The sequence below is a fragment of the Microcoleus sp. B13-B6 genome (assembly GCF_036705405.1).
Classification (GTDB): Bacteria; Cyanobacteriota; Cyanobacteriia; order Cyanobacteriales; family Microcoleaceae; genus Microcoleus.
In genome coordinates this window covers 40,743-58,345 of the sequence record NZ_JAUBUJ010000051.1, presented here as the reverse complement: position 1 = coordinate 58,345, position 17,603 = coordinate 40,743, and the positions used below count along the sequence as shown (strand labels likewise).

The window sequence follows — 17,603 nt, the reverse complement described above, 5'->3', positions numbered from 1 at the left end:
TGGACACTGGCATTTGAGCGCTTGCCAGGGGAGTCTTTGAGTTTCCCACTCTCTCGTGCGGCTTCGATTCGCACAACCAGGTCGCCATCGTAAGGACTTTTATCCCCTTTAACTTTCACATAGTCGATACTGCTACACTCGAATTCACTATGCGTTAGTAACCGAAGGGGGTTCGCTCCCTCTTCTCTGGTTGAGAATACCCAGTTATTACCGCCAATGGTGTGCCAATACAGTTGATGTCCTGCCTTGATGTTTCCACAACGGCGTTTTGCCCAACGTCGAAGTTTCAGGTATGTGAGGTTATCTTGTTTAGAGAGTTCTCCAACGGTTTTGGTGTCAGAGTTGGTATAGAAAGAAGTCCATCCCCTTATTACAGGGTTTAAGTCTCTAATTAACGCCGATTGTGGCGATGACCTATGTTTTTTGATGATTCTTCCGATTTCCTCTTGGTGAGCCTTACTTGACTTCTTATTTGGGGTAATGAGTGTGTTAAAACCTAATATTTCACCGTGCGTACTTAAACTGCTTCGATGCTTTCCAGCAGGGTATTGCCGGATGTGATGACCTAAAAAGTCAAAACCAGCTTTACCATCCTCACTTAATTCATTTTTGAAAGTGTGAGTTAGCCTCGTCTTCTCAGGTTTTAATTCTAAACCCATGCCAGCTAACCATTCCGAAATTATCTCTCGGCATCTTTGGATTACGGCTTTTTCTTCACATAGAATCACAAAGTCATCGGCATATCGGATTATGTTCGGACTGCCTATTTGTTTGCCAAATATGGAAAGTGATTTCCTTATCCATCCACTTTGTGCAGATGGAAACTCTTTTTCTATGCGTTGCTCCAAACCGTGGAGGGCAATGTTTGCCAGTAACGGAGAAATGACCCCACCCTGTGGCGTACCCTCAGATGTAGCAGTGAACGCTCCATCGTCAATTACTCCAGACTTTAGCCAGGATTTTAATTGTCTCCTGACCTTGCCTTTTATGTTCAACTTTTGGAGTAGTTCATAATGGTTAATACGGTCAAAACACTTGGCTATGTCTGCATCTAGTACAAACTTCGCCTTATGTTGAATACAGAATTTAATCTGCTTAATCGCATCGTGGCATGACCTGCCTGGTCTAAAACCATAGCTGTTTGGCTCAAAAATTGCCTCCCATTCCGGCTCAAGTACGGATTTTACTACGGCTTGTAAAGCTCTGTCATACATTACAGGTATACCCAGGGGGCGTTTTTCATTACTTCCTGGTTTTGGAATCCAAACTCTTCTTGTTGGTTTTGATTTTCCAGTTAGCTTTAATTCCCTTGCCAGTTCTAGACGAGCTGCTGGGGATAAGCTTTTTAGCCCGTCCACTCCTGCCGTCTTTTTTCCCTGGTTGTCCTGAGTGACCCTTCTTACTGACAAAATCTTATTAGACCAAGACCTCATCAGCGTCTTTTGAAGTTTACGAACTTTCTTGACATCTCCACAACGGGAAGCAGCGAAAATGCGTTTTTGCAACTTGAAAACATATCTTTCGGCTTGACGCCAATTAATAGTTTTCCATCCCTCTGTATTCGTTTCCAAATCAGATTTAGGCTTGTTCATTACTAATTGCACCTTTTCACTTAATCACCTTCGCGGTTTACGTCAGCATATCCTGGGCATTACCCCATCCCTTTTTCGGCATTACCTGTTATTTCAGGTTAGGCATTGGCTTCTTAAACCATCCCAGCCTTTCGCAGCGTGTAGCCTGACAGCCTACCTCAACAATCGATTTGAAGAGGAACATACAAAAGGATTACTTCGTTCCTACTATCCATTGATTAAATCCGTTAGGGTTTGTCTGTCCGCCGGGGTTCTAGGTGATGCGCTATCTCGGTTGTAAAATCCTGATAGTCCTTACCCTTGTCAGATGTTCCTGACCCAGAAGTTCAGATTTCTCTGATGAGCTTATATCCTCTAGGCATATTTTACGGCGGTTATATCGACAATTCGCTAGCTTGCGCTTCTACCCCACGACTTCATTACTTTCGCAATGATTCGGTTAGAGGATTTTTGCTGGCGTTGTCGGTATTCAGCTATCCCGATTGTACGCTTTCACCCCCGCTTTACATAAAGTTTGTCATTCTTTATGTAGGGGAAACCAAATTCATATCTGGTTCCTTGTGTGCTTTCAATCACGCATCATGATGTCAGGACTTGATTTATTTTGGATTTTAGTTATGATGTTGGTTGGCACCTTCATCTTTCCTGTTTTCCCCTAGTTGTCTTAGCTAGATACTCGACTAGGTTTTCTCACCTGCATGGATAATAAGTTGTCGGCAATAGGGGATTAAAGTGCGAACTCTAACCCTGATGGGCTTACCCTATCGCTGCTAGCCATCCCCCTTTTAAGGTTTCGGCTAAACGAATCGCACTCACAACAATATAATACCATTATTGTTTATAATTGCTTATAAACTCAATGAAGTTTTACAATACTCCGAACAGTTTTTCTCTGGCCCAATGGCTGATTCTCGCTTGACTTCGATCGACTGTGGATAATTAAATCAATGTCGGCTCCACACCGGGATTGCATTTAATTCGACTTTTTTAGTGCTCCTTGCCCCGCGTAAGCTTGTAGTATCGTTCCCCCAACTTTCCTGAGTATTGACTCGATCAGATGATATTATTATTTTTGAGCCGGCTGCCGACATTCAGAAGATTGGTTTGTACACAACCCTTAAAAGTTATGAGAATTAATATAATTAGCCGAGTTGGAAAGATTTTGGAGAGCCGAGATGATCCGTCGGCTTCTCAATAAAATCTGTTAGAGATTTCGATCGCGTACTTGTCCCCTAACCGTATACCTACGTATATATATTATTAATTAAAAAGATATACTGTAGAAAGTTGCCTACAAAGCGCCAGAAAATATGCACCCCCACCTCCAGCGCCAACTCGAACAGCTTGGTTTAGTCGGCGAGTCTCCCCCTCCCACTGCTGAGCAGTGGCAGCTTTTATTAGAGCAGGTAAGTTCTAGCTATGACAAAGTTCAGAGTCAGCAAGAACTTCAGCAGCAGGATTGCTTGAACTCAGAGACGGTGCCGTTAAAGGATTTAACCCACTCGCCCCAGTCCCCTCAAGACTCTCCAACAGCTTCAGAATTCGATCGACTGCGGGCGAGTGTCAACAGTTTGGGGGCGGGATTGTGTATCCTTGACGCGAAGGGCTGTGTAATCTCGGTGAATCCAGAGGCCGAACGCTTGCTGGGGTGGCGAGAGTCGGAACTTGCAGGCGTTTCTCTGCTAGAGCGCATCGGGAAGCAAAAGGAAGGCCACAAATCCCAAGTTTTGACGGAGCCGAAACAGTCGCCCAGCAAGAGTGAAGATAGGCCGATCGCACCTACACTAGATTTACAACAGGCGATCGCTTCCCGTCAACCTTGCAACAACTGGGACGACGAGTTTTTGTGTCGCGACGGCAAGATTTTACCAGTTTCCTATTTTTTCCATCCCGCATTTGAGGGCAGCGAAATATCAGTCTTGGTGTTTTTTGACCTTTTTGACATTAGAGAACACAAGCAATCGCTCTCGATACTGCAAGCAGTTCTAAAATCTACAGATGCAGGAATTCTGGCCGTTGACATCAACGGCAATGTATGCAATTATAATCAGAAATTTCTAGAGCTGTGGGGTTTGTCCGCCAGCCAAGGAAAGTTGAGCCGATCGACCTTCGGCCCAGTCAAAAACACGATCGAAACAGGATTCCCATTCGACAGGGAACAATTAAAAGACCCGCAAGGATTTCTCCAAAACGTGCTCAAAGTGTCGGCAGATTCAGATACTCAAATCAGCGAATTATTAGAATTTAAAGACGGAAAAATTATTGAATTAAATTCGTTGCCATCAAAAGTAGGAGCGAAAACAGTCGGTAGAGTCTGGATCTTTCGAGACGTTACCGAACTCAAAAAAGTAGAACAATCTTTGCAGTATCGAATAGAATTCGCTCAGTTGATTGCCCGTTTGTCAACCGATTTCATCAGCCAGCCCTTATCAGAAATAGACAAAGGCATCGATCGAACCCTGGAAGCGATCGCCACATTGAGCGGGTTTAACCGCAGTTACATCTACCTGTTATCATTCGACAAAACCCGCGCCGACAAAACCTACGAGTGGTGCGGCGAAGGCATTCCGGCAGTCAAAAACAGCACCGACAAACCAATAGACACCGCACAAATCCCTTGGATTGCAGAAAAGCTCGATCGCGCCGAATGCCTTTATATTCCAGAAATCGGCGAACTCCCGCCCTCAGCAATCGCCGAAATTGCCTATTTTCTCGGTCAAAATCCAGCCCAATTCCAGACAGAATCCCCATCCCAAACAGTCAATCAAACAGCAACCGCCTCAATACCTTCGATTGGGACTTCCCTCAATAATTTAGAATCCCAAAAACCGCTAAAAAATAGCCACTCACTGATAATTATCCCCCTAATTTCGAGGAAAAACCTAGTAGGAATTCTCGGATTCGATGGCTTAAAGCAAACAGCAGGTCGAGCAACCGAAATATCCACACAGCTAAACATGGTAGGAGAAATGCTCGCCAATGCCCTAGAGCGCAAGCGAGCAGAAGCAGCCTTGAGACAATCCGAAACAAAATACCGCAGCATCTTTGAAAACGCAGTCGAAGGCATATTCCAGACCACCCCAGACGGGCGCTACCTCAGTGGCAATAGCGCACTAGCCCGAATTTACGGCTACGAATCCTGTACCCAAATGCTCGCCGAACTCACCGAGATCAACCGCCAACTTTACGTAGACCCCAATCGGCGCGCCGAGTTTATGGCCCTATTGGGCGCGCGCCGCCAAGTGTCAAAATTTGAATCCCAAATATACCGCCGAGACGGTAGCACGATCTGGATTTCTGAAAACGCGCGCAGCATCTGCGACGAAAACGGCAGGATTTTGTACTACGAAGGCACAGTCCAAGACATCACCGATCGCAAACAGGCAGAATCCGCCTTGCAGTCGGCCCTAGAAGCAGCAGAATCAGCCAACAGGGCAAAAAGCACATTTCTCGCCAACATGAGCCACGAACTTCGCACACCCCTCAATGCCATCATCGGCTACAGCGAAATGCTCCAAGAAGAAGCCGAAGAATTGGGCGATGAAGCTTTCGTCCCTGACCTCGAAAAAATCTGCAGCGCCGGCAAACACCTGCTGTCGATGATCGACGACATCCTAGATATCTCTAAAATTGAAGCAGGTCGAATGGATCTCTACTTAGAAACCTTCGACATCCATACCTTAATTGAAAGTGCAGTTGCCACGGCCAGGCCGCTGGTCGAGAAAAACGGTAATACCCTAGAAGTGTACTGTCCAGACAACCTCGACACCATGCACGCGGACATGACCAAAGTGCGGCAAGTGCTGCTTAACTTGCTCAGCAACGCTGCCAAGTTCACACAAAACGGGAGAATTTCGATCGGAGTGGAAAGAATTAAAAATGAACAATTAAAAATGAAAAATCAAGAGGAATCTTCCCAAATTTTAATTTCCAACTCCGAATTTTTAAGTTTCCGCGTCGCCGACACCGGCATCGGCATGACACAAGAGCAATTGGAGCGAGTTTTCCAACCTTTCACCCAAGCTGATGCCTCGACTACCCGCGAGTACGGTGGCACCGGTTTGGGACTAGCAATCAGCCAGCGCTTCTGTCAGATGATGGGCGGCAGCATTGAGGTCAGCAGCACCTCGGGCTCCGGCACTACTTTCACCGTGATCTTGCCCAGCGCCATCAAACAGCCGGAAATCCCCAACAACGTCCACGACAGCACTAGCCCTCCCGACGCCCCCGCTGTCGGCACGGTGCTGGTAGTGGACGACGACCCGATCTCGCGGGATTTAATCCAGCGCACCCTCAGTCGGCAAGGACTGCACGTAGAAGTCGCAGGCGGCGGCGAGCAAGCTCTCCGGCTCGCTAAGCAACTACGGCCAGACGCCATTACCCTGGATGTGATCATGCCCGGAATGGACGGCTGGGCGGTACTCTCAGCGCTGAAGGCAGATCCTGAGCTTGCCGAAATTCCCGTAATCCTGCTATCCTTTGTGGGCAACAAAAGCCTCGGCTTTGCATTGGGTGCCTCGGACTACCTCACCAAACCAGTGGACGGCAAACGGCTGGCTGCCTTGTTGAACAAGTACCGACGCGACCAAGACGGCGTTGCAAGTAACAATTTGACCTGTGAAATTCTAATTGTGGAAGACGACGTTGCCACGCGCGAAATACTGCGATGCGTACTAGAAACACAAGGCTGGGCAGTAACGGAAGCTGACAGCGGACGCGCTGCTCTCGATCGGCTAAAAGTTGCTCGCCCGCACCTGATATTACTGGATTTGATGTTGCCAGAAATGGATGGTTTTGAGTTGATCGGGGAAATTCGCAAATCCCATTCGGGAGATCCTATACCGATTGTTGTGCTCACGGGGAAAAACTTGACACAGGCCGAAAGCCAGCAGCTAAACGGCTACGTCGAGCGGGTACTACAAAAGGGAGTCTACAGTTGCGATACTTTGTTGCGCGATGTTCGCTCTATAGTAAATGACAGGCTCGATCGCAGGTACGACTCGAAAGGCAAGGAGAACACCAATGGCTAAAATCCTGTTGGTCGAAGATAACGAAATGAATAGGGATATGCTTTCCAGGCGTCTGGCCCGCAAGGGACACGAGGTCTTTATTGCTGTTGACGGTGCTGAGGGAGTGTCGATGGCGCTCGCGAAAGTACCGGATTTGATTCTGATGGATATGAGTCTGCCAGTGCTCGACGGGTGGCAAGCAACGCAGCAAATTAAGGCGGCTTCTGAAACTAGCACGATTCCGGTGATTGCGCTGACGGCTCACGCAATGGCGGGCGATCGTGAAAAGTGTATTGCCGCCGGCTGCGACGACTACGACACCAAACCGGTCGAGTTTCCTCGACTTTTGGGTAAGATTGAACTGCTTCTAAAAAAGGCTATGACATGAAAGGTGACGAGGGCAGCGTGCTGGTTGTTGACGACAATGAGGTAAACCGCGATTTGCTGGCCCGCCGACTTCAGCGTCAAGGCCACGTGGTGACTGTTGCTGAAGATGGTCTGCAAGCTCTGGAAATGTTGCGAAGCGATCCTTTTGATTTAGTTCTCCTAGACATTATGATGCCGCAAATGAACGGCTATCAGGTGCTGGAAAATCTGAAGGCGGACGAGAAGTTGCGCCATATCCCGGTGATTATGATTTCGGCGGTGGACGATATCGACAGTATCGTCCGGTGTATAGAGTTGGGGGCGGAGGATTATCTTTCTAAACCGTTCAATCCGGTATTGCTCAAGGCTCGAATTAGCGCTTGTCTGGAAAAGAAGCGGCTGCGGGATAAGGAACAGGCCTATTTACATGAGTTGGCTCAGGAAAAGGAAAAGTCCGAGCGTTTGCTGTTAAATATTTTACCGAGGGCGATCGCGCAGCGCCTGAAACACGGGGAAATTACGATCGCCGACAGTTTCGCTGAGGTAACAGTGATGTTTGCCGATTTGGTCGGTTTTACTAAGCTTTCGGCTCATTTATCGCCGGCCCAATTGGTGGAGTTGCTCAACGAAATTTTTTCGGCTTTTGACGAGTTGGCCGAGCGCTACGGACTTGAGAAAATTAAGACGATCGGCGATGCTTATATGGTGGTTGGCGGTTTGCCCACGCCCAGCGACGACCACGCCGAGTCGATCGCGGAAATGGCGCTGGAAATTCAAGCAGCAATGACTAAGATACATACCAAGGGAGGTCAGCCGCTCAGCATCCGCATCGGCATCCACACAGGCCCGGTGGAAGCTGGGGTAATCGGTACTAAAAAATTTACTTACGATTTGTGGGGAGATACGGTAAATACAGCTTCCCGGATGGAATCTCAAGGCGTCCCCGGCAGCATTCAGGTGACAGTTGCTACCTACGAGCGCTTGCGGGGTAAGTACGTTTTTGAGGAGCGCGGCATCATTCCAGTGAAGGGGAAAGGCGATATGATGACTTATCTGCTTGTGGCCCGAAACGCTTAATTAATCATTGGGCATTGGGCATCGGGTATCGGTAACTAATATCCACAGTCAACAGTCAACAGTCAACAGTCAACAAATCATCAAATGAGCGTAAATTCTAATCTCTTAATGTACGCCCAATGGGCGGGAATTCTGACAGTAGCTTTGGCTATTTTAACAGTTATAGCATTTATCTTCAAATGGGGTTTTCGCTTCCGATTGGTAGGAGTGACAAGCTTTATGGGCGTGATTGCTGCGAGTATATTCGGTCTCGGTTTGGGACTGTTTTCCCGTACAGAAATTCCGGGTGCGGTGCGCTATTCTTTAGTTTACGATACTGGCGGCGCTCAAACAGTAGTTACTGTGCCACCTACGATCACGGAATCAGAATTAGAAGCAACGATGCAGCAAGCGGCTGCGGATTTGTACTCTCCAGGGCGCTCTGGGCGCGGTAGAGACTACATGACAATCCGGGTTCGTACAGTGGTACATCCTGAACCGGGGCTGTCGCAGCCGCTGTTTTTGGGCGAAGTGAGGCGATCGCTCGCGACTCGTTATGATGAGAAAATGGCGATCGAAATTTTCCCCGAAAAAGTTGCTATTCTGAAAAAATATCAAGCCTGATAAATCCTGTAGGGGCGGGTTTTACAAACAAAAATTGCCTCAAACCGACAATCTCAAAAACCCGCCCCCACCAACGACAAATCTACTATAAACAATATAAAATTATGACTCAAGAATCCGAAAAATTAATAACGAACCTCTACAATGCCTTTGACCCATTCTATCCTTTGCCCGCAAATGATCCGCAGTATGTTGACTGTCAGGAAGCGCGAGGAGATGGGAATATTATAGAAGATTTGGGCATAAAGATTCAGCGGCGATCGGAACGGATGACTTGTCAGTTATATACTGGACATCGCGGTGCGGGAAAATCAACAGAATTGCTGCGACTTCAACAATATTTACAAACAAAAGGCTGTTTTGTAGTCTATTTCGCCGCCGAAGAAGAAGATATCGATCCAGAAGATACTGAATATACCGATATTCTCCTCGCTTGTACCAAACATTTATTGAAAAAACTTAGCTCAAACTCTAAATCTCAAGCTTTATTAAATTGGGTAAAAAGTCGAGGAAATGAATTAAAAGATTTGGCCCAAATGGAAGTAAACCTTGATTCTATCAGTCTAGAATCTCAAATTACTTTGTTTACCAAACTCACGGCAAATATTAAAGCTGTACCAAGTTTGCGCCAAGAAATTCGCCGCAAAATAAACCCTCACACAACAACTTTAATTACTGCGCTAAATGAATACATTGCTGGCGCTAAACAAAATCTGCCTCAAGGCTATACTCAACTAGCAGTTATTGTGGATAATTTAGACAGAATCGTGATATTGAATGGCTCTGAAGGCAGCAACAATCATGATGACATTTTTATCAACCGCTGCGAACAACTTAAAGGATTAGATTGTCACGTTATCTATACTTTGCCAATTTCCATGATGTATTCCGATCGTGCCAATGAGTTAGCCTCCAATTACGATAACACTGAAATTTTGCCGATGATTATGGTGCGAACTCGTGATGGCAATATCTACGAACCAGGATTGAATAAAATGAAAGAGTTGATTTGTAAACGAGTCAGCCCTTTTTCTCCTAACTTGTCTCTGGAAACTGGACTGTTTGAAAACCTAGAAATACTCAATCAAATTTGCTTGATGAGTGGCGGTCATGTCCGAAATATGTTACAGTTAATGGAAGAAGCTATTCAGCGTACTGAAGAATTGCCGATTTCTCCAAAAGCCGTGCAAAGAGCTATTACAAAAGCACGAGATCCTTTTCGCAGAAATGTAAACGATGGAGAATGGAAAATTTTAGCTGAGGTTTCACGCTCAAAAGAAATCAAAAATGAGGATGAATGCCGCAAGTTATTGTTTAACCGCTGTATTTTGGAATACCGTTACTTTGATGAAGCAGGTGAAATCCAGTATTGGCATGACGTTCACCCGCTGATTAAAGGAATTAAGCAATTTCAAGATAGTCTTGCACAACTTCCAGAAATTGAGCCATGACTCCAGAAATAATTGATTGGGATGCCGATTTACCGCCAGCAACAGCAGAGGAAGAATATGAGTCTCTGCTACGCACTCTCAAACGGACGAATGGTTTCCGGTTGTTGTTTGTTGAGTGTGTGCCGGCGGAGGGGGAACGATTGATTACGCAAGTTCGAGAAGATTTATCCCAGAAAAAGATTCAGGTGTTACCGCTGGATAAGTCTGTTTATAATTTTTATAAGATAATTGAAGATTTGCCAAAGCGAGATGAAATTAATATTTTGTTTGTGACAGGCTTAGAATATTCACTTTATGAGTATGAACAAGAAAAAAGAGAACTGGGATGGAAAAGTGAGGAAATTTATTCCTATAGTTGGCGGGGTGTGCCACCTGTTTTGATCAATCTCAACCAGCAGCGGGAAAGATTTAGAGATAATTTTAATATTTGTTTTGTGTTTATCTTACCTCGTTTTGCAGTTAATTATTTGATTGAACGAGCACCGGATTTCTTTGATTGGCGATCGAGCTTATTTAAGTTGTCGATGGATAAAGAAAGCTTGCAAGCCGAATCAATGCAAGCTTGTTCGGAGAGACGGAAGCTAGAAGAATATCTAGCTTTGACTCCTGAAGCACGGAAACGCGAATTGGTCAGGCTTCAAGGTTTAATTGATGAGGATGGGCAAACACCTGAACAAAAAGCTGAATTGTTTGGTGAACAGGCTTTATTGTATCTCTCTGCTGAAGATTACGCAAAGGCGATTGCCTTTTACGACAAAGCCTTAGAATTCAAACCTGATAAACACGACGCCTGGTACAATCGGGGATCTGGACTGGATGATTTAGGCAGACTAGAAGAAGCGATCGCCTTCTACGACAAAGTCTTAGAATTCAAACCAAATTCACACGAAACCTGGTACCATCGTGGCTCTACACTGGTTAATTTAGGCAGGCTAGAAGAAGCGATCGCCTCCTATGACAAAGCCTTAGAAATCAAACCTGATAAACACGAAGCCTGGTACAATCGGGGCATTGCACTGGGTAACTTAGGAAGATTAGAAGAAGAGATCGCCTCCTATGACAAAGCCTTAGAAATTCAACCAGATGACCACGAAGCCTGGTACAATCGGGGCATTGCACTGGATAATTTAGGCAGATGGGAAGAAGCGATCGCCTCCTATGACAAAGCCTTAGAAATTCAACCAGATGACCACGCAGCCTGGTACAATCGGGGCATTGCACTGGATAATTTAGGCAGATGGGAAGAAGCGATCGCCTCCTACGACAAAGCCTTAGAATTTAAACCTGATAAACACGAAGTCTGGAATAATCGGGGTAATGCACTGGATGATTTAGGCAGGCTAGAAGAAGCGATATCCTCCTACGACAAAGCCTTAGAATTTAAACCAGATGACCACGCAGTCTGGTACAATCGGGGGATTACAATGGGTAAGTTAGGCAGGCTAGAAGAAGCGATCGCCTCCTACGACAAAGCCTTAGAATTCAAACCTGATAAACAGGACGCCTGGTACAATCGGGGCTATGCACTGGGTAATTTGGGCAGGCTAGAAGAAACCATCGCCTCCTTCGACAAAGCCTTAGAATTCAAACCTGATAAAGATAAAGCCTGGTACAATATCAAACATCTCAGATTTATCATCTGGCTTGCTTTCATGCGTTGCACAGTCAGATCGATCGAGCGATTCAAAATTTGCAGCAAGCCATCAATCTGAATCCTGACACATACCGAAAACTGGCAAAAACTGACTCAGTTTTTGACAGCTTTCGATCGCATACTCGGTTTCAAGCCTTGATTCAAGAATAGGGATTTGCCCTTGGGCGGGGCGGGTTTATGAGATTGTCGGTTTTAGGCAATTATTGTTGGTAAAACCCGCCCCTACAGCATCAAAAACACTCTTATTATTTCTTAGTCCGCGCAGGCGGACTTGGTTTGTATAGACGCGGTTTAAACCGCCGACTTATCTGAATAAATAGTACAATTAAACCTAGATACTTCTCGGAGACAACGACTATGCAAGTCACAACCCAAGAAATCATTTATCCTTCCAGCGACGGTCAACCAATGGCAGAAAGCACAATTCAATATGAATTAATTGTCAAAATCAAAGAAGGTTGCGAATCGCTGTTTAAAGATGACCCAAACGTTTTTGTAGCTGCCGATTTACTGTGGTATCCCGTTGAGGGGAAACCTGAAATTTCTCAAGCACCTGATACGATGGTGATATTTGGAAGGCCAAAGGGCGATCGCCCTTCCTACATACAACATCGAGAGGATAATATTGGCCCTCAAGTCGTTTTTGAGATTCGCTCCCACAACGACAGCAATACTAAAATGAATAAAAAACTTTCATTTTACCAGCGTCATGGGGTTGAGGAGTATTACCTTTACGATCCACAAATAAATGAACTGGAAGGTTGGCAAAGAATTGAGGGAAATTTAGAAGTTATTGAGCCGATGGAGGGATGGATTAGTCCGAGATTAGGTGTGCGATTTGAGTTGGGAGAAGATGGGTTAGAAATTTATCGACCTAATGGAGAAAAGTTTCTTTCCTATGCGGAATTAGAAGAAGAGAGATTATTAGATCGTCAGCGCCTACAACAAGAGTCTCAAAGAGCCGAACAAGCCAATCAAAGAGCTGAACAAGCCAATCAAAGAGCTGAACAAGCCAATCAAAGAGCAGAACAAGCAGATCAAAGGGCCGAAGAAGCAAATCAAATTGCTCAACGTTTAGCAGCTAAACTGCGCGAATTGAACATCGATCCAGATAGCATTTAACCCCGAATAAATGCTCAGAAGGCCGGTTTGTTTGAAAAATGTGGTTTGTGGCGATCGCGCTTATTTGTGCTTTTAACGTAATCCTGTCAGCCCGATCGCCCTTTCCTCTTTTCTACCCAGTCAATCGATTGCGCGATTTTAGATTTTAGATTTTAGATTTTAGAATTGAAGCATTGACCCCACGGATAAATTCGGGGGCTTGCATCCTGGATGGTTTCGGTCAGCTCAAAAAAATAGTATTAATCTATACCTACCAATCCCAGCTCTAGAAGTATAATAAAAAAAATTGAAAAAGTCCCAAAATTCCTGTAAAATTGCCATAAATAACCAAATAGGATCGATCAAAAGCACTCAAAGGCGAAAAAGATCGCATATAAAAAAGAAAAGAATCAATTAGACAGAAAATAATGAGGTGAAACCCCTTGCAAAAATTAGCCAGCATAGAAAAGCCGATCGACTCAGGGGAAAAATCCATAGCAGTCAATACCCAAAAGGCTCAAACCTTGTACGAACGCGGCAACGCCCTAGAAGCAATGGGACGATTCCAAGCTGCGATCGAATCTTGGGAAGAAGCGATCGAACTTGAACCAAAATTTTATGAAGCGTGGTACAACCAAGGCGTAGCCCTCAAAAAATTGGGCCAGCTAGAAGAAGCGATCGCAGCCTACAACAAATCCCTACAAATCAAACCAAACAATCCCGAAGCGTGGTATAATCGGGCCAACGTTTTGCGGAAGCTCAACAGACTCTCAGAAGCGATCGCATCCTACGAAAAGGCGATCCAACTCAATCCCAGCTACCCCGAAGCTTGGACGAACCGCGGCAACACCCTCGTCAGCTTAGAAAAATTATCAGAAGCGATCTCCTCCTACGAGAAAGCTATAGCCATCAAACCAGACTACTGCGAAGCTTGGTACAACAAAGCATTTGCCCTGAGAAAATCCGACCAAAATACAGCCGCGATCGCCTCCTTCGACAAAGCGATCGAACTCAAACCAGACTTGCATCAAGCCTGGTACAACCGCGGCTTAGCCCTAGCCGATGAAAAACTCTACCCGGAAGCCGTCGCCTCCTACGACAAAACCCTGCAACTGCGGCCGAATTCCGCCGAAGCCTGGAACAAACGCGGCAGGGCGATCGCACAAATGGGACAATTTGAATCAGCGATCGCATCCTGGGACAAAGCCCTCGCACTCAAGCCAAACGACAGCGAAACCTTTTACAACCGCGGCTTAGCCTTCGCCAACTTACAACGCTTTGAAGAAGCAATAGCTTCTTGGGACAAAACCGTAGAGTTGCAGCCAGACAACACCGAAGCCTGGTACAACCGCGCCGTCGCCTTCAAAAAAATTCAACGATTTAGCGAAGCGATCGCCTCCTACGATAAAATGATCGCACTCAAACCCGACGAGCCCAACCTGTACTATCAAAAAGCTTGCCTTTACGCCCTGGAAAAAGAAGCAGGCGAGCTCACAAACAGCCCCGAACTTGTAGCTACCAGCATCCGGCTGGCGATCGAAAACTTGTCCAGGGCGATCGAACTCAATCCGCATAAATACCGGAAATTATGCAAAAATGACTCTAAATTGCGTACAATACGGGAAGAAGTGCGGTTTTTAGCTTGATTTCAGGGTAGCTATGATTGATGGATACGGATGCCGCACTGCAACCTTTGTAGGCAAAACAGCACCATAAACCCCAATCATGCAAACCCTAGATAAAACTCAAGCAAAATTCGCTCAACTGGCAGCCCACCTCAGAGAAGTTACGGACATCGAATCAGCCTCGTCGTTGCTGCATTGGGATCAATCAACTTATATGCCCGCCAAAGGTGCAACTGCCAGAGGCCGCCAGTTGGCTACTCTCAAACAAATATCCCACGAAAAATTTACAGATCCAAAAATAGGTGAACTCCTAGAAGACTTGCGTTTCTACGAACAAACCCTCCCCTACGACTCCACCGCAGCCAGCCTGATCCGCGTAGCCCGCAGAGACTACGATCGCGCCGCCAGAGTCCCCGCAACCTTCATGTCCGCACTCTGCCGCCACCAAGCCGACTGCTACGAAGCTTGGGCCGCGGCCAGGGCAGCCAACAACTTCGCAGCCGTCGAGCCGTATCTAGAAAAAACCCTAGAATTAAGCAGGCAATACGCCGACTTTTTCCCCGGCTACGAACACATCGCCGATCCGTTGATCGATCGTAGCGACTACGGCATGAAAGTATCCCTGCTGCGCCCGCTTTTCGCCCAACTGCGTCAAGAATTAGTGCCGATAGTCGAAGCCATCACCTCGCAACCTCCCGCCGACGACTCCTGCTTGCACCAAGACTTCCCCGAATTCCAACAACTAGAATTCACTCGCAAAGTTGTAGAACGCATGGGGTTCGACTTCCAACGGGGACGGCAAGACACCACCCTGCACCCGTTCATGACCAACTTCTCCATAGACGACGTGCGAATTACCACCCGCGTCTATGAAGACCACTTGGATCAAGCACTCTTCAGCAGCATCCACGAAGCCGGACACGCCCTCTATGAACTAGGAAATTCCCCGGAATTTGAGGGCACGCTTCTGGCTGGTGGCATTTCCTCCGGCGTGCACGAAAGTCAATCGCGACTTTGGGAAAATTTGGTCGGGCGCAGCCGCGGTTTTTGGGAATGTTTCTACCCGCAACTCCAAGGCGTATTTTTGCGACAGTTGGGACACGTATCCACTGACGCATTTTACCGGGCAATTAACAAAGTCTCGCGATCGCTCATCCGAACCGACGCCGACGAAGTAACCTACAACCTCCACGTCGCCATCCGCTTTGACCTAGAATTGGCAATGGTAGAGGGAAAACTAGCAGTGCGAGACCTCCCCGAAGCCTGGAACGAACGCTATAGAACCGACCTCGGCGTTGTCCCCGCTACCGACAGCGAAGGCGCGATGCAAGATGTTCAGTGGTATGTTGGTATGATCGGCGGAATGTTCCAAGGTTACACCCTCGGCAACTTGATGAGCGCCCAATTCTACGAAACAGCAGTAAAAATCAATCCTGAAATTCCCGTAGAAATAGAACGGGGCAATTTTAGCGTACTCCACAACTGGCTCAAACAAAACATCTACCAGCACGGCCGCAAATACACTGCTGTCGAATTGATCGATCGCGTTACAGGTTCACCTTTAACTATCGATCCCTTTATCCGTTACATTCGCCACAAATACGGGGAGTTTTATGTCATTTGAGGGATAGCAATTTGACACTCCCTGGCCTTAAGGCACAGGGATTCTTGAATCAGCCAGTCGATTTGCTCATTGATGCTGCCATCAAAGAGTAGAGATCAGTCTGTCCGCAAGCGTGGATTTCGGTGTGCCCCACCGTATTTAAATTGATTCCTACCTGTTTCAAGCCCTTTGCCAAAATATTCAGCGCGGCATTATGATCGCGATCTAGTACCGTACCGCAATCACAAATATGGGTTCGAGTTGACAGGGTTTTCTTGACTAGACTGCTGCAATTTGAACACTCTTGCGATGTGTATTGAGGGGCTACAGCACATATTGTTTTGCCGTACACTTTTCCAAAATACTCCAAATAATGATCAAGTTTGTGACCATGCTGCATCGCTAATTGATTTAGCAAGCTTATGGTTTTTAACCATATTTTTGACCTCAAGCTCTTCGTAGGCTACAAAATCGTTAGATTTTACCGCGCCGGGCGTCGTCTTTATGGCGAAGTCTTTACGCTGCCTCGTGACTTTCAGGTGTTTTCTTCCCAACTTATTGATTGCTTTTTTCCGATTGCCCGAACCTTTCTGCTTTCTAGAAACACGTTTCTGCAATCTTTTCAAAGCTTTTTCACTCTTTCGGAGATATCGAGGGTTGGCAACTGTTTCGCCATCGCTATCAGTATAAAAGTGGTTTAGTCCAACGTCTATTCCAATAGCTTTGCCATTAGAAACAGCCTCCTCTTTTCGCTCCCTATTGATACAGAATTGGGCGTAGTATCCATCGGCACGACGTACAACCCTGACTCGCTTAATCTCAGCGGGCGCATAGAAATGCAAGTCCCGGCTACCGATTAACTTGAACTTTCCAGCGGCAAAACCGTCTTTAAATGTCAAGTATCTTTTGTCGGGAGAAAGTTCCCAACCCGAGGTCTTGTATTCGACCGATCGAGTATATTTTTTGAACTGTGGATATCCCTTTTTTCCTGGTTTCTTGGCTTGGCAATTAGCAAAGAAACGTTGGACAGCAAAAATGGCACGTTCCGCCGAAGCCTGACGTGCCATTGAGTTAAGCTTGCCTGCCCATTCAAACTCTTTTGCCATGATGGCGCATTGTTTGTATAAGTCTACCAGCTTAACTCCTTGATTTTCTGTCCAGTATTTTAGAGTCTTGTTTAGGACAAATTGAGCCGTTCTGATCATCTCGTCGATGACCCGATACTGCTCCGCTTTGCCTTTTAATTTAAACTCTAAAACTATCATAGGAATATGATAGCACTTTTACAAAAACTTTTAATTACAAATTCGTATACTCCACAATTATTCATAGTTTGATGAATTAAAGCCGTCCTATAAGGACGGGGCTTTAGACCCAATTTTTTGGTAAAATTGCAGGCTTTTAAATTACCTTTAAAAAAACAGGCGATACTAACTTGTATCGCCCACCCTTAGAGCGAATATCAAAGAAGATATAAAATTAAGGGGCTACCTATAAGCTGTGTTGCATCTAGATTGCCTAT

Annotated in this window: 11 protein-coding genes and 1 pseudogene; 10 read left to right on the top strand and 2 right to left on the bottom strand. The window is 46.0% G+C overall.

Features of this window, described 5'->3' with window-relative positions:
• A partial coding sequence (ltrA, locus tag QUB35_RS21880; RefSeq protein WP_333143836.1) for a group II intron reverse transcriptase/maturase occupies positions 1 to 1,592 on the bottom strand: 1,592 nt, incomplete at its 3' end.
• 1,310 nt (positions 1,593 to 2,902) lie between these two features.
• On the opposite strand from ltrA, the gene QUB35_RS21875 reads away from it, so the two are divergent.
• The 10 genes from QUB35_RS21875 to QUB35_RS21835 all read left to right on the top strand — a co-directional run bounded on the left by QUB35_RS21875 (position 2,903) and on the right by QUB35_RS21835 (position 16,102).
• Positions 2,903 to 6,622 (top strand): response regulator, encoded by a 3,720-nt coding sequence (locus QUB35_RS21875; protein ID WP_333143835.1) that lies wholly within the window; start codon positions 2,903 to 2,905, stop codon positions 6,620 to 6,622.
• Entirely contained in the window at positions 6,615 to 6,989 is a 375-nt protein-coding gene (locus QUB35_RS21870; protein WP_333143834.1) for a response regulator, read from the top strand. The genes QUB35_RS21875 and QUB35_RS21870 overlap by 8 nt, the downstream gene beginning before the upstream one ends.
• On the top strand, positions 6,986 to 8,044 hold the full coding sequence (locus QUB35_RS21865) for an adenylate/guanylate cyclase domain-containing protein (protein WP_333143833.1): 1,059 nt from the start codon (positions 6,986 to 6,988) through the stop codon (positions 8,042 to 8,044). Before QUB35_RS21870 ends, QUB35_RS21865 begins: the two co-directional genes overlap by 4 nt.
• A gap of 84 nt (positions 8,045 to 8,128) precedes the next feature.
• The gene (locus QUB35_RS21860; protein ID WP_333143832.1) at positions 8,129 to 8,647 is read left to right on the top strand and encodes a Ycf51 family protein; all 519 of its coding nucleotides are present in this window, start codon (positions 8,129 to 8,131) and stop codon (positions 8,645 to 8,647) included.
• A gap of 104 nt (positions 8,648 to 8,751) precedes the next feature.
• Positions 8,752 to 10,098 carry an ATP-binding protein gene (locus QUB35_RS21855; RefSeq protein WP_333143831.1) on the top strand — a complete coding sequence of 449 codons (1,347 nt, stop codon included), beginning with the start codon at positions 8,752 to 8,754 and terminating at the stop codon, positions 10,096 to 10,098.
• A complete protein-coding gene (locus QUB35_RS21850; protein WP_333143830.1) occupies positions 10,095 to 11,810 on the top strand; it encodes a tetratricopeptide repeat protein in 1,716 nt (571 codons plus the stop codon). The genes QUB35_RS21855 and QUB35_RS21850 overlap by 4 nt, the downstream gene beginning before the upstream one ends.
• The gene (locus tag QUB35_RS39220; RefSeq protein WP_445252125.1) at positions 11,756 to 11,902 is read left to right on the top strand and encodes a TPR end-of-group domain-containing protein; all 147 of its coding nucleotides are present in this window, start codon (positions 11,756 to 11,758) and stop codon (positions 11,900 to 11,902) included. The genes QUB35_RS21850 and QUB35_RS39220 overlap by 55 nt, the downstream gene beginning before the upstream one ends.
• Positions 11,903 to 12,109: 207 nt before the next feature.
• The gene (locus tag QUB35_RS21845) at positions 12,110 to 12,874 is read left to right on the top strand and encodes a Uma2 family endonuclease (RefSeq protein ID WP_333143829.1); all 765 of its coding nucleotides are present in this window, start codon (positions 12,110 to 12,112) and stop codon (positions 12,872 to 12,874) included.
• 422 nt (positions 12,875 to 13,296) lie between these two features.
• A complete protein-coding gene (locus tag QUB35_RS21840) occupies positions 13,297 to 14,499 on the top strand; it encodes a tetratricopeptide repeat protein (protein ID WP_333143828.1) in 1,203 nt (400 codons plus the stop codon).
• Between the two features lie 79 nt (positions 14,500 to 14,578).
• Positions 14,579 to 16,102, top strand: a complete 1,524-nt coding sequence (locus tag QUB35_RS21835; RefSeq protein WP_333143827.1) for a carboxypeptidase M32 — start codon at positions 14,579 to 14,581, stop codon at positions 16,100 to 16,102.
• A 49-nt stretch (positions 16,103 to 16,151) separates the two neighbouring features.
• Here QUB35_RS21835 and QUB35_RS21830 read toward each other — a convergent pair.
• Positions 16,152 to 17,346: pseudogene (locus QUB35_RS21830) on the bottom strand (RNA-guided endonuclease InsQ/TnpB family protein).
• Positions 17,347 to 17,603: the final 257 nt, after the last annotated feature.

What these genes read in the sequence shown, in the direction of transcription:
- QUB35_RS21860 (WP_333143832.1), top strand. Translation starts at nt 8,129, where the DNA reads ATGAGCGTAAATTCTAATCTCTTAATGTACGCCCAATGGGCGGGAATT.
- QUB35_RS21870 (WP_333143834.1), top strand. Translation starts at nt 6,615, where the DNA reads ATGGCTAAAATCCTGTTGGTCGAAGATAACGAAATGAATAGGGATATG.
- QUB35_RS21835 (WP_333143827.1), top strand. Translation starts at nt 14,579, where the DNA reads ATGCAAACCCTAGATAAAACTCAAGCAAAATTCGCTCAACTGGCAGCC.
- QUB35_RS21865 (WP_333143833.1), top strand. Translation starts at nt 6,986, where the DNA reads ATGAAAGGTGACGAGGGCAGCGTGCTGGTTGTTGACGACAATGAGGTA.
- QUB35_RS21850 (WP_333143830.1), top strand. Translation starts at nt 10,095, where the DNA reads ATGACTCCAGAAATAATTGATTGGGATGCCGATTTACCGCCAGCAACA.
- QUB35_RS21875 (WP_333143835.1), top strand. Translation starts at nt 2,903, where the DNA reads ATGCACCCCCACCTCCAGCGCCAACTCGAACAGCTTGGTTTAGTCGGC.
- QUB35_RS21855 (WP_333143831.1), top strand. Translation starts at nt 8,752, where the DNA reads ATGACTCAAGAATCCGAAAAATTAATAACGAACCTCTACAATGCCTTT.
- QUB35_RS21845 (WP_333143829.1), top strand. Translation starts at nt 12,110, where the DNA reads ATGCAAGTCACAACCCAAGAAATCATTTATCCTTCCAGCGACGGTCAA.